The sequence below is a fragment of the Nocardia sp. NPDC051911 genome, from assembly GCF_040681035.1.
Lineage (GTDB): Bacteria > Actinomycetota > Actinomycetes > Mycobacteriales > Mycobacteriaceae > Nocardia > Nocardia sichangensis.
In genome coordinates, this window is record NZ_JBFAXY010000005.1 from 276,409 (window position 1) to 294,181 (window position 17,773).

At 67.8% G+C, this 17,773-nt stretch carries 15 protein-coding genes; 7 read left to right on the forward strand and 8 right to left on the reverse strand.

Annotation, left to right across the window (positions count from 1 at the left end):
* The first annotated feature begins 3 nt into the window (after positions 1–3).
* The 4 genes from AB0L97_RS08935 to AB0L97_RS08950 all read left to right on the forward strand — a co-directional run bounded on the left by AB0L97_RS08935 (position 4) and on the right by AB0L97_RS08950 (position 4,544).
* Positions 4–693: an SDR family oxidoreductase gene (locus tag AB0L97_RS08935; protein WP_356969335.1), complete on the forward strand. Its 690-nt coding sequence runs from the start codon at positions 4–6 to the stop codon at positions 691–693.
* Complete coding sequence (locus AB0L97_RS08940) at positions 684–1,634, forward strand: glycosyltransferase family 9 protein (protein WP_364426726.1); 951 nt, start codon at positions 684–686, stop codon at positions 1,632–1,634. Before AB0L97_RS08935 ends, AB0L97_RS08940 begins: the two co-directional genes overlap by 10 nt.
* A complete protein-coding gene (locus AB0L97_RS08945) occupies positions 1,627–2,952 on the forward strand; it encodes a UDP-glucose/GDP-mannose dehydrogenase family protein (RefSeq protein ID WP_364426729.1) in 1,326 nt (441 codons plus the stop codon). Before AB0L97_RS08940 ends, AB0L97_RS08945 begins: the two co-directional genes overlap by 8 nt.
* A gap of 275 nt (positions 2,953–3,227) precedes the next feature.
* Positions 3,228–4,544: a solute carrier family 23 protein gene (locus tag AB0L97_RS08950; RefSeq protein WP_364426732.1), complete on the forward strand. Its 1,317-nt coding sequence runs from the start codon at positions 3,228–3,230 to the stop codon at positions 4,542–4,544.
* A 72-nt stretch (positions 4,545–4,616) separates the two neighbouring features.
* Here the strand turns inward: AB0L97_RS08950 and AB0L97_RS08955 are convergent, their stop codons facing one another.
* The 4 genes from AB0L97_RS08955 to AB0L97_RS08970 all read right to left on the reverse strand — a co-directional run bounded on the left by AB0L97_RS08955 (position 4,617) and on the right by AB0L97_RS08970 (position 9,905).
* Complete coding sequence (locus tag AB0L97_RS08955) at positions 4,617–6,170, reverse strand: AMP-binding protein (RefSeq protein ID WP_364426735.1); 1,554 nt, start codon at positions 6,168–6,170, stop codon at positions 4,617–4,619.
* Between the two features lie 3 nt (positions 6,171–6,173).
* The gene (locus AB0L97_RS08960; protein WP_364426738.1) at positions 6,174–7,400 is read right to left on the reverse strand and encodes a thiolase family protein; all 1,227 of its coding nucleotides are present in this window, start codon (positions 7,398–7,400) and stop codon (positions 6,174–6,176) included.
* A 106-nt stretch (positions 7,401–7,506) separates the two neighbouring features.
* On the reverse strand, positions 7,507–8,349 hold the full coding sequence (locus tag AB0L97_RS08965; RefSeq protein WP_364426741.1) for a dienelactone hydrolase family protein: 843 nt from the start codon (positions 8,347–8,349) through the stop codon (positions 7,507–7,509).
* A gap of 86 nt (positions 8,350–8,435) precedes the next feature.
* Positions 8,436–9,905 (reverse strand): hypothetical protein, encoded by a 1,470-nt coding sequence (locus tag AB0L97_RS08970; protein ID WP_364426744.1) that lies wholly within the window; start codon positions 9,903–9,905, stop codon positions 8,436–8,438.
* 109 nt (positions 9,906–10,014) lie between these two features.
* Here AB0L97_RS08970 and AB0L97_RS08975 point away from each other — a divergent pair, with 109 nt between their 5' ends.
* Complete coding sequence (locus AB0L97_RS08975; protein ID WP_364426798.1) at positions 10,015–10,647, forward strand: TetR/AcrR family transcriptional regulator; 633 nt, start codon at positions 10,015–10,017, stop codon at positions 10,645–10,647.
* Positions 10,648–10,765: 118 nt separating this feature from the next.
* Here AB0L97_RS08975 and AB0L97_RS08980 read toward each other — a convergent pair whose 3' ends face one another.
* Both AB0L97_RS08980 and AB0L97_RS08985 read right to left on the reverse strand, forming a co-directional pair.
* On the reverse strand, positions 10,766–11,995 hold the full coding sequence (locus AB0L97_RS08980) for an erythromycin esterase family protein (protein WP_364426747.1): 1,230 nt from the start codon (positions 11,993–11,995) through the stop codon (positions 10,766–10,768).
* A 274-nt stretch (positions 11,996–12,269) separates the two neighbouring features.
* Positions 12,270–12,884 carry a TetR family transcriptional regulator gene (locus tag AB0L97_RS08985; RefSeq protein WP_364426750.1) on the reverse strand — a complete coding sequence of 205 codons (615 nt, stop codon included), beginning with the start codon at positions 12,882–12,884 and terminating at the stop codon, positions 12,270–12,272.
* Positions 12,885–13,018: 134 nt separating this feature from the next.
* Here AB0L97_RS08985 and AB0L97_RS08990 point away from each other — a divergent pair, with 134 nt between their 5' ends.
* Positions 13,019–13,915: an SDR family oxidoreductase gene (locus tag AB0L97_RS08990; protein ID WP_364426753.1), complete on the forward strand. Its 897-nt coding sequence runs from the start codon at positions 13,019–13,021 to the stop codon at positions 13,913–13,915.
* A 284-nt stretch (positions 13,916–14,199) separates the two neighbouring features.
* On the opposite strand, the gene AB0L97_RS08995 is transcribed toward AB0L97_RS08990, so the two are convergent.
* Entirely contained in the window at positions 14,200–14,955 is a 756-nt protein-coding gene (locus tag AB0L97_RS08995; protein ID WP_364426756.1) for an oxygenase MpaB family protein, read from the reverse strand.
* Positions 14,952–15,812 carry an oxygenase MpaB family protein gene (locus AB0L97_RS09000; RefSeq protein WP_364426759.1) on the reverse strand — a complete coding sequence of 287 codons (861 nt, stop codon included), beginning with the start codon at positions 15,810–15,812 and terminating at the stop codon, positions 14,952–14,954. Before AB0L97_RS09000 ends, AB0L97_RS08995 begins: the two co-directional genes overlap by 4 nt.
* 217 nt (positions 15,813–16,029) lie before the next feature.
* Between AB0L97_RS09000 and AB0L97_RS09005 the strand changes: the two genes are divergently transcribed.
* Positions 16,030–17,679: an acyl-CoA synthetase gene (locus AB0L97_RS09005; RefSeq protein ID WP_364426762.1), complete on the forward strand. Its 1,650-nt coding sequence runs from the start codon at positions 16,030–16,032 to the stop codon at positions 17,677–17,679.
* The last annotated feature ends 94 nt before the right edge of the window (positions 17,680–17,773 follow it).

The window sequence follows — 17,773 nt, forward strand, 5'->3', positions numbered from 1 at the left end:
GCGATGCGAACCCTCGGCAATGTCCTGATCACCGGTGGCGCTTCCGGGCTCGGCGCGGCGGTCACCGCCGCCGTCCGCGCGAACGGGGGCCGCCCCTATGTGATCGACCGGGTGGAGCCCGAGGCACCCGTCGATTTCGTGCGTGCCGATCTCGCCGACACCGTCGCCGCCGAACAAGCCGTGCACGAGATCATCGAGCGCACGGGGGGCCGGATCGACGGCGTGTTCACCGCGGCGGGGACCGACGCCTGCGGCCCACTGGACCAAGTGCCAACGAAGAAATGGGAATACGTGGTCCAGGTCAATCTGTTCGGCACCGCCGCCGTGATTCGTGCCGCCCTTCCGGCGCTGCGGGAGAGCAAGGGAACGGTCGTGACGTGTGCTTCCACCCTGGGCATCAAGGCGGTCGGTCACGCGACCGCCTATTGCGCCTCGAAATTCGGCGTCGTGGGCTTCACCAGGGCGCTCGCCGCCGAAACGGCGGGCAGCGTCGGGGTGACCCTGCTCATCCCGGGCGGGATGCACACGGCGTTCTTCGACGACCGCGACGAGCAGTACAAGCCGCCGCCCGACGCGAAACTCAACCAACCGCAGGACGTCGCCGACGCGGTGGTCTTCGCGCTCCGGCAGCCGCCGGGCTGCGAGGTCAGGGAGATGGTCGTGTGCGCCTCGGAAGAGGGATCGTGGCCCTGACGCGCACGATCCTGGTGCTGCGGGCACTCGGGCTCGGCGACCTGCTGACCATCGTGCCCGCCTTGCGCGGGATCAGCAGCGCCCACCCCGGCCACCGGGTGGTGCTCGCGGCGCCGGCAGCGCTGCGTGACCTCGTCGGCCTCATCGACGCGGTCGATGAACTGCTGCCGACGGCGGGACTTGGTGCGCTTCGATGGCCCACGGCGCCACCGAGGCTCGCGGTCAACCTGCACGGCAAAGGACCGGAGAGCATCCGCGATCTGTTGACGGCAGGCCCGGATGCGCTACTGACCCACCACAATCCGGAATTTCCCGACCTGCCCGGCCCCGCGTGGCGCGACGACGTGCACGAAGTGGATCGCTGGTGCCGCCTGCTGGAATACGGTGGGATCGACGCAGATCCAACCGAACTGCTGCTGCCGGCCCCACCGCGACCCGCCCCCGAATCGAATGCGGTCGTGATCCATCCCGGCGCGGCGTATCCCGCGCGGCGCTGGCCGTCCGAACGCTTCGCGCGAGTGGCGCGTGAACTCGTCGCCGACGGTCATCGAGTGGTGATCACCGGGAGCAGAGACGAAATGCGCTTGGCCAACGCGGTCGCCGAGAAGGCCGGGCTCCCGCCCTCGGCGGTGTACGCGGGACGCACCGATCTGACCGAACTCGCCGCACTGGTTGCCGACGCGGCTCTGGTCGTGTGCGGTGACACCGGCGTCGGGCATCTCGCCACCGCGTTCGGCACACCGTCGGTAGTGCTGTTCGGGCCCACGCCCCCGAACCGGTGGGGGCCGCCCCCGGACGCGGAACACCACATCGCGCTGTGGGCCGGGACGGTCGGCGACCCGCACGCCGATTATCCGGATCCGGGCCTGCTCATGGTGCGACCCGAACATGTGCTCACGGTCGCGGCCGACTTGCTCGGACAGCGGGTCCGCCATGGGTAGTCGCGTCGGCGTGGTCGGCGCCGGTTATGTGGGGCTCACCAGCGCCGCATGCCTCGCCCACCTCGGACACCACGTGATCTGCGTCGACAACGACGAAGCCAAAGTGGCGGCGCTGCGTACGGGTGCGGTCGCGATCGTCGAGCCCGGGTTGCCGGAACTGGTTCGAGAGGGACTGGAGGAAAATCGGCTGGTCTTCACATCGGACGCGCAGGCGCTGCACGAATGCGAAGTGGTCCTGTTGTGCCTTCCCACGCCCATGGGCACCGGCGGTACGGCCGACCTCGGCGTGCTCGAGGACGCGCTGAGGACGTTGGCCACCGTCCTGCCACCGGACTGTGTGCTCGTCACCAAATCCACCGTCCCGGTGGGGACGGCGGCGCGGATTCCCACCCTGTCCGGTCTCGCGGGCACGGCGGTGGTCAGCAACCCCGAATTCCTCCGGGAGGGCCACGCGGTCGAGGATTTCCTGCGCCCCGACCGGGTTCTCCTCGGCGCGGCCGAGCACGATCGGGAGTCGGCCGACCGTGTCGCGGCGCTCTACGCCGGAACGGGCGCACCGGTGCTGCGTTCCGACTCTGCCAGCGCCGAACTGGCAAAGTACGCCAGCAACGCGTTTCTCGCGGTGAAGCTCTCGTTCGTCAACACACTGGCCGAACTGTGCGAACGAGTCGGCGCCGACATCACCAAGGTCACCGGCGCGATGGGGATGGACGACCGGATCGGTCCCGCCTTTCTCGCTCCCGGCCCCGGCTGGGGTGGCTCGTGCCTGCCCAAGGACACGCGCGCGCTCCTGCGTGCCGCGGAAGCTCGGGGTGTGGACTTCGCCATGGTTCGCAATGCCTTGCAAGCCAATGACCGTCAGCAGGCGATGGTGCTGCGCAAGATCCGCCGCGCGGTCACCGATTCGGTCGACGGCTCGCTGGCCGGAACCCGGATCGGCGTGCTCGGCCTCGCGTTCAAAGCCGGAACCGGCGATCTGCGCGACTCCCCCGCCGTCGCGGTCGCGCGGCAGCTGACCCGGCACAGCGCCGTGGTCACCGCCTACGACCCGTGTGTGCCGGCGGGCACCCCGGGTCTGGACGGCATCCGCGTGGTGGACGACCCCTACCTGGTGGCGAAAGACGCCGGCGCGCTGGTGATCCTCACCGAGTGGCCCGAATTCCGTTCGCTCGACTGGGCGAAACTCGCGACCGATGTCGACCGACCCGTAATCGTCGACACGAGAAACCTTCTCGACGAGCGCCTGCTGACCCGCACCGGATTCACGGTGCTGGGCAACGGCACCTCCGGCGCTTCCGACGGCGGACGGGCCTTTTAGACACGCTCGTGCAGGGCCCAGGTCGAGTACGCGAAGCCGGTCTCGGCACCGGCGATCTGCTGGCCACCGGAACGCCGTCCGGCGTCGGTTACGCCCGCACCCCGCCTGGCTGGTGCAGCCGGGCGACACCGCGAAGGCGTGGGCGACTTCGGCACCGTCCGGCGCCCACGCCTACGGGGCACAGGACGAGGTCGACACACGGCACGACAGCACGCGACATCTCGGCCGAGGAGTCCGGCACAGCGCGCCGGCCGTCGATGCCGCACACTGCTCCCATGACGACGCCCGAATCGCGAACCGGATCGATGTTCCGGTGGACTCCGGTAGCCACCGGCGCGGTGATCGCGCCCGGCGAGCGATTGACCTGGCCGCGCACGATCGGCTTCGGATTGCAGCATGTGGTGGCGATGTTCGGCGCCACCTTCCTGGTGCCGGTCCTCACCGGGTTCCCACCGTCGACGACGCTGCTGTTCTCCGGGGTCGGCACCCTGCTGTTCCTGGTGATCACCCGCAACCGGCTGCCGAGCTATCTGGGTTCGAGTTTCGCGATCATCGCTCCGGTCCTCGCGGCCACCGCCTCCGCCGGAATGGGTGCGGCGCTGGGCGGCATCGTCGTGGTGGGCGTCGTGCTGATCGTCATCGGCGCGGTGGTGCACTTCGCAGGCACCCACTGGATCGAAGCGCTGATGCCGCCGGTGGTCACCGGCACCATCGTCGCCCTGATCGGGCTGAACCTGGCGCCGACCGCCAAGACGAATTTCGAGAAGGACGCGATCACCGCGACGGTCGTGCTCGTCCTGCTGATCCTGTGTCTGGTGCTCTTTCGCGGGTTGCTCGGCAGGCTGGCGATCGTCACCAGTGTCGTGCTCGGCTATCTGCTCGCGCTCGCCCGCGGCGCGGTCGACACCGCGGCGATCGGGAAGGCTTCCTGGGTGGGGCTGCCAGACTTCCACGCACCGAGCTTCCACCTCTCGGTGATCCCGATGTTCCTGCCGGTGGTCCTGGTACTCGTGGTGGAGAACATCGGGCACGTCAAGTCGATCACCACGATGACCGGTATCGACTACGACCGGCGCATGGGCCGCGCGCTGGCGGCCGACGGTCTGGCGACCGTACTGGCAGGCAGCGGCGGCGGTTCGGCGACCACCACGTACGCGGAGAACATCGGCGTGATGGCCGCGACGAAGGTGTACTCCACCGCCGCGTACTGGGTGGCCGGCGCCGCGGCGATCGCGCTCAGCCTCTCACCGAAGGTGGGAGCCGTGATCGCCGCCATCCCGGCCGGGGTGCTCGGTGGCGTGACGACGGCACTCTACGGCTTGGTCGGAATCCTCGGCGTGCACATCTGGGTGAGCAACCGGGTGGACTTCGGCAAGCCGATCAACCAGTTCACCGCGGCCATCCCGCTGGTCATCGGCATCGCCGACTTCACATGGGTGGTAGGCGAACTCGACTTCGGCGGTATCACGCTGGGCGCCGTCGCCGCGCTGGTGATCTACCACGCCATGCGGCTCATCGGGGGATGGCGCGAGACGGTCGTCCCTGACAACGCGCACGGGGTGCGGAAGCCGGTGGAACCGACGGATCGGTGACCGGCGGCGATCCCGGGCAACAGCGACCGACGCTCCATGCGCTGGGAACCTGGAGGAATACGAGCACGACCCTCAGATCCTCGTGCTGCGGTCGGCCCAAAATCGCTCCCGCACTTCCTTCTTCAAGACCTTGCCATTGACGCTGCGAGGGAGCTGGTCGACGAAGACGACCGCCTTGGGCGCCCGCACCGGGCCGAGCCGCTCGCGGCACCGGGCGATCAGCTCCGCCTCGCCAACGGTCTGCCCCGCCTCGAGTTCGACCACAGCGGTCACGACCTCACCCCAGTCGGGATGCGGGGCGCCGACCACCGCGCAATCCCGCACGGCGGGGTGGCTCCAGATCACCTGCTCGACCTCGCCGGGAAAGACGTTGAAACCGCCAGAGATGATGAGGTCCTTCTTCCGGTCGGTGATGTGGAGGTAGCCTTCCGCGTCGCGATGCCCCAGGTCGCCGGTGTGCAGCCATCCGTCGACAATGGTCTCCGCGGTGCGTTCGGGATCCTTGTAGTAGCCCTTCATCACGAGATCACCCCGGACACAGATCTCGCCGGTCACACCCGCGGCCACCTCCGCCCCGGACTCGTCCAGAATCGCCACCGTGGCCAGCGGATAGGGTCGTCCGCACGAACCGAGTCGGTGCTCGGGCGCAACCCGTCCGTCGATCAGGTGCTCGTCGGGCCGCAGGAACGAGATCGCCGCGGGGGCTTCCATTTGCCCGTAGCCTTCCAGAAAGACCGGCCCGAGCCGCTCGATTCCGGCGCGGAGTTTCTCGGTCGACATCGGCGCCGCGCCGTAGGTCAGGTAGCGCAGGGACGAGGTGTCGGCAGTCCGCTGCCGCAGCACCTCGAGCAAGCGGTAGATCACCGTCGGCGGAAGGAACAGATCCGTGACGCGGTGCCGCTCGATGGCATCGAGGACCCGCTCCGGTGTCGCGCGCGGGATGATGACGACTTCGCCCCCGCGTGCGGTGGCCTGCAGGCTGAACAGCCCGGCCGTGTGCGTCATCGGGGCCGCGGCCAGGTTGACGATGGGTGCGCCCGCCGGATGGACCAGCGCCATCATCTGGTGGGTCACCATCGCCGACAGACTGCGGTGCGTATTCATGACGCCCTTGGGTGCACCGGTCGTTCCGCCGGTCGGCGCCACGGCGACCACGTCGTCCATGGCGTAGCCGACCCGCGGTGGCGCGGTGGGATGCTGGGCGGTCCAGTCCTGCAGGGTCACATCGTCGGTCCCTGCCGCCAACGCGATGTATACGCCGACCCCGGGTGCCGCCGTCTTAAGTTCCGCTACCTGGTCGGCGAGAGCAGGGTGGTAGAACAACACTTCCACGTCGAAGCGCCGCAACAGCCGGATGTTCTCGCTCACCGGATGGGCCGGGTTCAGCGGGACCCACGCCGCGCCCGCGCGCCATGCGCCGAGTACGCAGATCCACGCCAGCGGTGAGTTCGGCGACAGCACGGCGATTTTCGATTCGCGCCGCATGCCGGCGCTCAGTAGCGCATGGGCGATTCGGCACGACAGCGCACCGGCTTCGTCGAAAGTCCAGACCTCGTCGTCGGTCCGGTAGGCGACGCCCGCCGGATTGATCGCCCGCCCTCGATCGAAGAAATCGATGATGGCCATGTCTCACACCCTTCCCAGCACGATGACGGCGGTGACCGCTTCCTCGCCGCGGTGGAAACCACCGCCGTTCTCCGCCAACGCGATTCGCGCCCCGTCCACCTGACGCGGACCGGCGTTGCCGCGCAATTGTTCCGTGAGCTCGAAGATCTGGCCGAGCCCACTCGCCCCGAGGGGATGCCCCTTGGATTCCAGGCCGCCGGAGGGATTCACCGGAATCCTGCCCCCGAGCGTGGTCTCACCGCGCAGCGCCGCCGGTCCACCCGCACCGAGCGGAACGAGGCCGAGCAACTCGGTCTGCAGGATCTCGCCGAATGCCGTGGCATCGTGAACCTCGGCCACGTCGATGTCCTCCGGACCGGCTCCTGCCAGTTCGTAGGCGCGTGCGGATACCGTACGGCTCGGGTGTCCCTCGAACGTCGTCGCGTCGCGGTCCGCTCCGCTGCCGAGCACGGCGGCGAGAACCTGCACCGATTTCGGCGCGCCGAGCCGCCGGAGCCCGGCCTCGCCGCACACGATCACCGCGGCCGCGCCGTCGGTGATCGGCGCGCACATCGGGACGGTGAGCGGGTACGACAGCTGCCGCCCCGCGAGTACGTCCGCCACGGTCATCGGCTTGCGGTAATGCGCGCGCGGGTTGTCGGCCGCATGGTCGTGATTCTTGGCCGCTACCGCGGCGATCTGTTCCTGGGTCGTGCCGTGCAGACGCATGTGGTTGCGAGCGATAGCCGCGTAGATGTCCATGAAGACCGAGCGGCGCCCCAGGTCGTGGTCGTCGACGTCACCACCCAGCTCCAGCAGGACGCGCTCGAGCGCGGCGGGATCGGACACGTCGTAGGCGCTGTCGAACACCGCCATGGTTCGTTCGGGGTCGTCGACGTGCATGCGCTCCACGCCGACGGCCAGCGCGACATCGGCGGCCCCCGACCGGATCCGATCCACCGCGAGCGCGAACGCGGAGGCGCCCGTAGCGCAGGCGTTCTCGACGTTCACGATCGGAATGCGCTGAATACCCGAGGCCCGCAAGGCGATCTGCCCCGCGATCATGTGCTGGCCCTCGAGCGCACCTTGCGTGGCGGTACCGAAGAACGCGGCGTCGAGTGCGTCGGCGGAGGCACCGCAGTCCCGCAACGCGTCGGTGACGGCCCAGCGGGTGAGATCGTTGACGCTCTTTCCGGCGTGTCTGCCGAACGGCGTCATTCCGACACCGGCGACCCAGACGGGGGTTGTCATGATTTTCCTTTCGATTCGGAAGTCGTCGATGCGGTCCGATCGACGCCGGCCCGCGCCGAAGGCGGTGCGGAGTCGCATCGACCGCGCGGGACGACAGGAGTCGTCGCTAAGGGCGCTCACCGATCGGCTGGTGATCCGCCAGGAGTCGACTGCCGAGGAAATCCAGTACTCGGTGTAGGGCGGCCTGGGTAGGTTGGCCCGGTTCGTCGATGAGGTGTTCGGTCAGGACCGAGTGGGGATCGAGCACGGCGTCCGGGTTGGCGGCCGCGTCGTCGAGTTCGATCGCGATGAACGCGTCGCCGAGTTGGTCGCGCAGGAAGTCGAATCGTTCGGCCGGAGAACGTCGATCACCGCAGAATCGCAGGCCCATGACCGAAAGTCCGTCGGCGCAACGTTGTTTGACGCGGGCGAGGTCCGAAGCGGACAGGTCGATGGAGTATTTCTGTCGCGAGGTGAAACCCAGCGGCAGCCCCGGCTGGGACAGCACGGGCGCGATCAGACGGTCGTCGACCGCCATGGCGAGGGCGAATCCACCGGTGAAGCACATCCCGACGGCACCGACACCCGGTCCGCCGCAGCGGCGGTGCTCGTGTTCGGCAAGCGCACGCAGCCAGTGCACGACCGGTGAGGTGCGGCCGGTGGCCAGCACCACGAACTCCCGGCTGACGCAGATCGGCCCGAGCTGACCGGCGACGTTCGCCAACGCGGAGACCAGCCCGTGCGCGGCGGGGCTGGGGTCACGACCCGGGTTGCCGTACAGGTGCGGCACCACCGCCGTGCACCCCAAACCCGCGACGCGGCGGGCGAAGTCGAACACCTCGGGTGAGATGCCCGGAAATTCCGCCATGACGATTACGGCGGGACCGGCGCCTTGGCGGAAAAGTGCGCGGGTCTTGCCGTCGTAGGTGAACGAATCGCGCTCGAAGTCGTGAAGATCGTCGTCGCTCATGTGTAGCCCTTCTCGTGAACGGGCCCTCACTATCGACCGGCAGGACTCGCCGGTTATAGGAAAAATGTTCCCCGATGCGCCCGGAGTCACCGCTGTCCCTCGACAGCGCCGTCGATGAACAGCGGCGTCGACGAGACCGGGACCCGAAGCACTCCCCCAGCGATGTCGACCGGCACCCGAGCACCGTGGACATCCACTACATGCGCCCGGAGAAACGGCCAGTCACAGACGAATTCGTTCGGTGCATCATCCTGATCGGCCATGCCGCGCCGCTCCCAGACGACCAGCGCCGGAGTGCCGTGATTCCGCTCGGCTTCGAACAAGTACAAGTCGGGACGATCGGTGACGGTGATCCGCCGAACCCGGGTGGCGCCGTCGAGCAGGCGTGCCATCGACTCGAAGGTGTCGGCGGCCGGATGCCGCCGACCGATGATTCCGCCCGCACTGTCCAGAAGCTGGAGTTTGCCGAACATCAGCGCACCCGCGGCACGGCTGTCGCGATAGAACTCCCATTCGGGGGCGATCGGGTAGTACAAGTTGCGCCGGATGCCCTCGGCGAGCGCGAGCATCGTGCGCACCACCACATCCCGGCAGGCCAGCCTGTGCCGGTGTTCCTCCAGTTCCGGTGCGCACCCGTTCATGAACATCTGCAACGTGGGCGGCAGTTCGGCCATGCGCTGGTAGAGCTCGACCACCGGCGCGTCCGCCGTGGCTTCGATCTCTTCGAGGGTGTCGGGCATAGGAGCCTTCCCAAGGAACTGCTGCTGATGAACCGCGAGCACATCGGCCAGATGCGGCAGATTGTCCGGGAAATCCGTGGGCAGCGGCCCGCTGTGTTCGCTTGCGACGACCGGCTTTTCGCATCCGTGCGCGGCCAGCTGCGCTCGGCATGCTCGCACCAGTTCCGGGACGGTGTACGGGTCGCCGTAGGGGTGGATGTCGAAAACGTCGAAATGCTCCGCTCCATCCCGCAGCACCTCTCCGAAGAAGCGCCTCCAGGTGTGCGCTCCGGCCGGTCCGTCGCCCAGCATCGCCCCCGGCACCGCCGCGCCGAGTACCACCAGCGCCGCGGGGTCCGCCTGTTTCACGGCCCCGTGGAAGACCCGCAGCTGAGCGACATAGTCACCGGCCGTACCGGCCCAGAACAACGGCAGGCATGGCTCGATCTCGCACTGCCAGAAACGGATTCGGCCCGGCTGGTGCGCGGCGAGCTCTCGGACGAAGCGATGGTAGCGGTCGATGTCGATGGCCGGCGACGCGGGCAGCCACCGGGTGGCGCGCCGCGTGGCCCAGTGCGAACCCGCGCACACCGTCACCCACGCCTCGTCGCCGTCGGCGAGTTGGTCCAGCAACGCGTCGAGCACGTGCAGATCGAACCGGCCGGGTTCCGGCTCGACCTGCGACCAGTAGATGTTCACCCGGACGATGCCTGCGCCCAGCGCCCGCGCCTGTGGCACGAACTCCTCGGGTCGGCCGAACAGCCCGTAGGTGGTGCCACGCACCACCCCGAGACGAATTCCGGGCAGCAGTTCATCCGCGGATACGGCAGAGGCCATGGTCGTGCTCCTTTCAGCGCCAAATAGAGGACCATTAGTACTCTATTAGTGCGCCAAGCTACCACGAGATTCCGCCACCAAGGGACGTATAGTCCTCTAAGTGAACGGAATGAGTGGGCCGGACGGGCCGAGCCGCGCGGACGATCACCGCAAGGCGCCGCGACGGCGTGGCGAAGTGTTGGAGCAAGCGATACTGCGAGCGGCGGCGGAGGAACTCGCCGAGGTCGGCTACGCGGGCTTCGGCATCGACCGAGTCGCCACCCGCGCCGGAACCAACAAAACCACGATCTATCGCCGCTGGCCCAGCCGCGCGGCACTGGCGGTCGCGGCGTTCCGCGATGCCGCCCTGACCGACGACGTGCCCGACACCGGCGACCTGCGCACGGACGCACTCGCGGTACTACGCGCCGCCGCCGATCGAATGACGTCACGACAGGGAGAGCTACTGCACGTACTGGCCACCGAAATGCACAGCCAACCGGACCTGCTCCGCGAAGTTCGAGATCAGCTGTTCGACACCAGCGTCACCCGATGGCTGACGATTCTCGGTCGCGCCATCGCCCGTGGCCAAGCCCGCCCCGAAGCACTGTCGCCGCGAATCGCGACCGTGGCGGTCGATCTACTGCGCAACGAGTACCTTGTCCGCGGCGTCACCACCATCCCCGACAGCACCATCACCGAGATCATCGACACCATCTACCTGCCCCTCGTGCGGCCCCACATCGGGCAGGGCGGCGAATGAGAGCGCGCCGCCTACTCGGACCGCGTCGAGCGCGTCAGAAGTGCGCGGCGCCACCGTCGATCGAAGTCGAGTGGCGTAATTTGTCGAGGGTCGTGGAGCGCGACGGCGGGCGCATGCGTCACGGTTGGGCGAGCGAGTGCGTCGGGGTGATGGTCCGGATGTGCAGGACGACGTCGAACCAGTCGCCCAGTCCGGCACCGGCGATGTGATGATCGACGTCGCGGTCAGGGCGGTAGGTCCCGATGATGAGGCGGAGCTTCGCGGGCCGATGCAGCCATTGCCGAACCGCGCCCGCGGGTGCGGTCCGCAGATCGAGCAGGTAACTGCCGAGTTCGGGTTGGTCGAGCACAGTGTCCGCGAAGCCCTCCGCCGGAGCGGGCACAGCCAGGTCGGCGCGGACGTTGCCGTGATGAAAGGTGACTGCGACCGACAGATAACCGGTTCCGAAGCGGTCACGGAGCAGGGATCCCGTGCTCGGAAACCGTTGTGACATAGCGGCAACGGTGAGCTCTCGCGCGACGGCGGTGTTGGACACTCCTTCCCAGTACACGATCCGGTGCCCGGTGCGGTCGTGCCAGTCCACGATGCGGCGAGCGGCATCGACGGATTCGGCGGCGAAGTCACGGCGGCCCGAGGCGGTGCTGTTCTCGTGGTACCGCACGATGAGGCGAGCCGCGTCCAGGATTTCGGGTGCGCCTGCGGCGCCCGGCAACGACTCGACCAGCGTCAGCGCGTCTCGGGCGTGGTCGGCAAATGGGCGCCCGGGGTGGGTGCCGTTCGCGCGCTGTATGTGCTCGCCCAGCCGATGGGCTGTCACAATCGGGTCGTAGTGCGATCTGAGCTCCGCGATCCTTTGCGGCGCAGCTCTTTCCACGAACCTAGTCACGCGCTCGTAGTGCGCCGGTTTGGCGGCCTCGGGAGCCAGGCCGAACAGGCGCACCGGATCGTGCGGATGCGCACGATTGAACTCGCGCGCCCACTCCAGAACCGCGATTGTCTCGGCGGTGCGCCACGGCACCCACGCATCGCCCAGAATCGCCCGCACGTCCCCGGCACCCGTCCGCGCGTATTCGTCCATGTCCGCCACGACGGATTCGTCATCGAGCAGGGCAAGCGCCCGAAAAGCCAGAGTTTCCACGAACAGTCGCAATATCCGGTGTGCGGTCACGGACAGTTCGTGCCCCGCGCGGGTCGTCGCGCCGACTCCGACGACGACCGTGCCGTCAGCCCGGTCGGCCAACGCCGCCAAGTCCATGAGCGATCCATCGGCGTCGAGCGTGGCGAGGGGGCGGGCGCAGTCGCGGATCCAACGCGTCACGTGCGCGGAGTCGTGCGTCTCATCCGACATGATCTGCTCCTCGACGGACGGGCCCGCCGGACCTGGCTCGGCGGAGCGCTATGGAAAATACCTTTGCGATCAAAGGCATTTATCTTTGCTCGCAAAGGTACTTTCGGGATGGAGCGGATGTCAATTGCCGAATCGCGGTCACCGAGCCCCGTCCGCCCCGCCTACCGCGACCAACGCGCCGCGATGAGGTCGGCCGCGCCGGAGCGCAGGAAGGACCGATCGAGTGAGCCGAGCATCATCGGCGTCATGAGCGATGGCGGGCGGCGACAGTTTCTCAGGATTGCCCGGCGGCGCGATCCGCGGGCGTCGCGCGATGCGCTGTCGCTTTTCCCGCGAGGGTCAGCAACTCGCCGAACACATCGGCTGCTATCTCGGCGAGCGACCGCTGCTCGTCTTCGCGAATCCATTGCGTGAAAGCGATCCCGAACACCGTGATGCACGACTCCGCCGCCAGCCTCGCGGCGAGGTCGTCGACGCCTCGCGCGCGCAGGGCGTCGGCGACCGTCGTGGCGAGACCTGCGAGCTTGTGCCGCTCGCGTTCCTGTAGTGCGGGGTTCTGGTCGATCACGAATTGTCGTGTGCGGGAGTCCGACCGGCGTTCGTCGGGAAAGAACGACGCTACGGACTGCAGAGCGGAGGCGACGATGTCGATCGCGGACGTGTCCGGGGGTGCGGCGTCCACGCCGGTGACGAACGCTTCGACCAGTAAGCCCTGTCCGCGGAAGAGAACCTCTCGCTTGTCACTGAAGTGACGGAAGAACGTGCGTTCGGTCAGGCCGGCGGACTGCGCGATCTCCGTGGCGGTGGTCTGTTCGAAGCCCCGGGTGGCGAACAGTTCGAGCGCGGCCTGCCGCAGCCGCTCCGCGGCCCCAGGTTCCCAACGTGCCATGTCGCCAAGTGTAGTGATGACAGCTACTGACATGAAGGCGTAAGGTGATGTCTGTGACTGACGTCAGTCACAGACATCACCTCGCAGGGATCGCTCCCCCGCTCAGCGGCGGAGTGGACGAAGGAGTTCACGTCATGCATGTTTTCGTCACCGGAGCCTCTGGATGGATCGGCTCGGCCACCGTCGCCGACCTGCTCGCCGACGGCCATGAGGTCACCGGACTGGCCAGATCCGACGGATCCGCCGCAGCCCTCGAGGCCAAAGGCGCCCAGGTCCGCCGCGGCGACCTGGACGACCTCGACAGCATCCGCTCCGGAGCCGAGGCGGCCGACGCCGTCATTCATCTGGCGAACAAACACGATTGGTCCGACCTCGCCGCCTCCAATGCGGCCGAGCGAGCCGCCGTTCAGACCATCGGCGGCGCGCTCGCCGGCACCGGCCGCCCCTTCCTGCTCGCGTCGGGCGTCGCCGCCCTCAGCCAGGGCAGGCCCGCGACGGAGGCCGACCCTTCTCCGTTCCACGGCCCCGACTCGCCGCGCGGAGGAAGCGAGAACTTGGCGCTCGAGTACGTCGACCGCGACGTGTACACCGTGAGCCTGCGTTTCGCGCCAACCGTGCACGGCGCCGGGGACCACGGTTTCATCGCGACCCTCGCCGCGATCGCTCGCCGGACCGGCGTCTCCGGCTACCCCGGCGACGGCGCCAACCGGTGGGCCGCGGTCCATCGAGCCGACGCCGCCCGACTGGTCACGCTCGGCCTCGGCAAGGCCCCGGCGGGAGCTCGCCTGCACGCCGTCGCCGAAGAGGGCGTGCCGAGCCGCGTGATCGCCGATGCGATCGGCCGAGCACTGGACCTGCCCGTGACCTCTATCGCCCCGCAGGACATCCAAGGTCATTTCGGGTGGATCGGCGCATTCTTCGCGATGGACCTCTCGGCAACCAGCGATGCGACGCGAGAGCTGCTGGGCTGGACACCTACCGGACCGACCCTCATCGAGGACCTCGACGCCGGTGCCTACACGGCGCACTGATCGGCCGCCGCAAGTTCATGCCGTCGCCGGGGCGGTTCCACTGGCCAGCCTTCCACCGTGGTCACCGGTAGCCTCCCCGACCCAGCACGCCCTGTGGCGATCACCACCTCGGCGACGACAAGAAAAGGCCGGTGTCCGCACCGGTGCGGCCTCGGGCATCGAGCATGCGGCGGCGTTCACCCGAACCAGGTCGAAGACCACGAGGGATTCGGTTCATCCAACCCGTCGGCGGGGCCGGGGCAAAGGATCCGGAACGACCTTTGCGGCCGAGGCAGCGGTGTCGATCATGCCGGACCGACGCCGGCCGCGCGGGCGGGGTGGAGATACTTCATCCGACGCGGTGCGGCACGCCCCGAAGTTCGCAGTGCCAATGCATACAGCCGCAACGCGTGCCGGTCCCCCGGGCGCTGCGGCACACCGAGGAGATCCCGCGCTCGCGGATGCTGGATCGCCCGCGCCACCGAATTCGGTAGCGCCCGTGGTATCCACGCATCCGGGCGCAGCACCTGCGGCGCCAGCCCCACCGCGGCCGGACTCGTTCGCAGCGTCGTCGCGCAGGTCTCCTCGACGTAATCGCGAAACTCGGGCAGCGTGTGCGGCATGTGCCGTGCCGAAATACCGTAACGGCCATACCATTCGACGCATTCCCGATAGAGCCGATGGCTTTCTTCCGGTGTCAGCGGGCGAATGAACATATTGATCGCGAAGAAGAGTGTGTCGACATACGTCGCATGCTGGAAGAAGAAAAGATCCGGCCGGAGCGCGTGATAGCGAGTGCCGAAATCGTCGCTGCCCTGCACGTGGGCGTGCCCGGCGTGGATCAGCGAGCGCAGATCCCGGTCGGAGTAGGCGATCTGCACAATCGCGTTGACGGTGCGGCGCTTGTGCAACCACAGCCGGTAGGTCACATGCTCGGTGAGCGCCGTCGCGATCGCGGGATGCAGAATTTGCAGGGCTACCGCTCTGGGAAGCGCAAGCGCGAAACGCCGGTCTCCGAGATACTTCCGCAACAGCGATCCGGGCTCACTGACGGTCTTCACACCAGCGGCTTTCCGAGCGCGCGCCGCCTGCGCATATCGTGCAGATAGTTGTCGAAGGGATACAGCCGCCAACGCTCGGGGAACACCCGCAACACCAGTCCGATCGAGCGCATCGTCAGCTCGAAGACACGCTGGCGACGAGCGCTCCAATCCAGGCCCAGTTCATCGCGGAACCTCTGCGGGAGAAAGCCCGTGGTGAAGAACCGATTCGTCCGGCGGAACGCCAACCGCTCCAGGCGTCGATAGGGGCCCAGATCGATGACCTGGTCGAGCAAATAGGCCCGCACCTCATCGTCCAGCGTGAGATCCGAAAGCTTCGAGTCCCAGTACTCGGCGAACGCGGCACGGTCGCGCGGCCACACCTCCGCGCGCATCTGCAATGTCGTCCCGAATCGGCTCGACTCGCGGTACACCTCGTCGGCCAGCTCTTCATCCATAGGGCCGTAGAGAAAGGTAAGGGAATCGACGGTGCCGCGGTAGAGGCACGCGGCCACCCACAATTGCAGTTCCGGATCGAAAGCGTTGTACTTCACCGGACTGTGCGGGCCGGACCGCACGTGGCGATGCGAGGTGTTGACCGCCACGCGATAAGCCTCCCGATCTTCTTCGGTACCGAGCATCGCCACGGCCAGGTAGGTCAGCGTCGTACGGCCACGCTTGCGTGGATGCACGGTGTATCTGCCGCTTTCGACCGTGCTTTCCACGACGCCGCGGCCGACGGGGGGCAAACTCAATTGCATCACCACGTTGGCCGGGCCACCCAGCAGTGCTGCGGGGCCCGCCATATAGCGGCGGCGCCGTCCGAGATCGGCTTCGGCAGCAGTCAGCGGCTGTGCTGACGGTTCGGATCGAGACATGCCCAGCTCCAGCGATATGATGACATAAACTTCGCTCCATTATCTCACCGAGACAGCCGTTCAGCAATCTCGAACGCCACGCCCCAGGCGGCCGCTCCTACCGATTATGTGAACCATGATTCTTCTTCTGAGGTAGGCTTCATCGCGCAGCGGGCCGCATCGGCGGCGCCGCTCGCCGACAGGGTTCGGTCGCCGATCTGCTCAACTGGAGGTGTCGATGACCAAAACGTCATGGTCCCCGCTCACGGCGGTCCGGTCGGTGGCCGACCTGGCCTCGGCCGCCGTCGTGCTGGCCAAGCGCGGAATGGTCGATCCGGCACGTCCGGCGGAGACCATCCGGGTGATGCGCGAAGCTTCCGTGTACGGCCCGTTCGTCACCACGCTTGCCCATGCCACCCGCCGCCACGGGTCCGCACCCGCGATCGTCGACGAACGCGGAACACTCACCTTCGATCAACTCGACAAGCAGTCGAACGCACTCATCCGCGGCCTCGCCGCCGCCGGAATCGGCCCCGGCACCGTGCTCGCCGCCCTCTGCCGCGACCACCGCGGAATGGTGCTGACGCTCTTGGCGGCAGGGAAGCTGGGCGCCCGCCTGGTGCTGATGAACACCGGTTTCGCCAAGCCACAGCTCGCCGAGGTCGCCGCGAGGGAGAACGTCGGCGCGATCTTGCTCGACAGCGAATTCGTCGAACTGCTCGGCGCTGTCCCCGAACGTGTACCGCGGATTCTGAGCTGGGTAGACGAGACCGACCAGGTCGAGGGGAACACACCGACGATCGACTCGCTCATCGCCGCCGAGTCGACCGCGGCGCTGCCGCCACCGCGACGCCCCGGCGGGATCGTCATCCTGACCAGCGGAACCACCGGCACGCCGAAAGGCGCCCCGCGGGACAAGGTCTCGCCACTGCAGTCGGCGCAGTTCCTGCACCGCGTGCCGTTACCATGTGCGGACACGGTCGTGATGGCAGCTCCCATCTTCCACGGCACCGGCCTGTCACAGTTCACTCTCGGCTGGGCATTGGGCAACAAGATCGTCTTCCAGCAGCGCAAATTCGATCCGCGACGAACGTTGGCGAACGTCGCCGGTCACCGCGCCGCCACCTTGGTCGTCGTACCGACCATGCTGCAGCGCATCCTCGATCTCGGACCCGGCGTCCTCGAGCAATTCGATACCAGCTCGCTGCGGGTGATCTTCACAGCCGGAGCGCCGGTATCACCGGACCTGAGCCGACGCACGGCCGACGCCTTCGGCGATGTGCTGTACAACCTCTACGCCTCCACCGAGGTCGCGGTCGCCGCCGTGGCCACCCCGCACGACATGCGTGTGGCGCCGGGCACTGTCGGCAGACCGCCCGTGGGCTGCCGGGTCGCCATCTACGACGCGCAACGTACCAAGATCACCACCCCCGGCGAGGTGGGCACGATCTTCGTCTCCAGTGGACTCAGCTTCTCCGGCTATACCGACGGCCGGAACAAGGAGATGGTCGACGGACTGCTGTCCAGCGGCGACGTCGGCCACTTCGACGCCGACGGCCGCCTGTTCATCGATGGCCGCGACGACGACATGATCGTCTCCGGCGGCGAGAACGTCTACCCGCTGGAGGTGGAGAACCTTCTCGCCGACCGTCCCGACATACTCGAAGCCGCGGTCGTCGGCGTCGACGATCGCGACTTCGGTAAACGTCTGCGCGCCTTCGTCGTACCCGCTGCGGACGCCGAGCGCGACCCGCAGGAGATCAAGGACTACGTCAGAGCGAACCTGGCCCGCCACAAGGTGCCTCGCGACGTGGTATTCGTCGATGAACTGCCGCGCAATGCCACTGGCAAGCTGGTGCGCCGCGCCTTGGAGGAGGCCGACATCTAGCTGTTGTATGCCATCACCTGCGTATCGTCGTTGTCGTCAAGTGATTCACGGATCGCGACCTGCGCGGCATGCGGCAGCGTATGCATGATCTCGC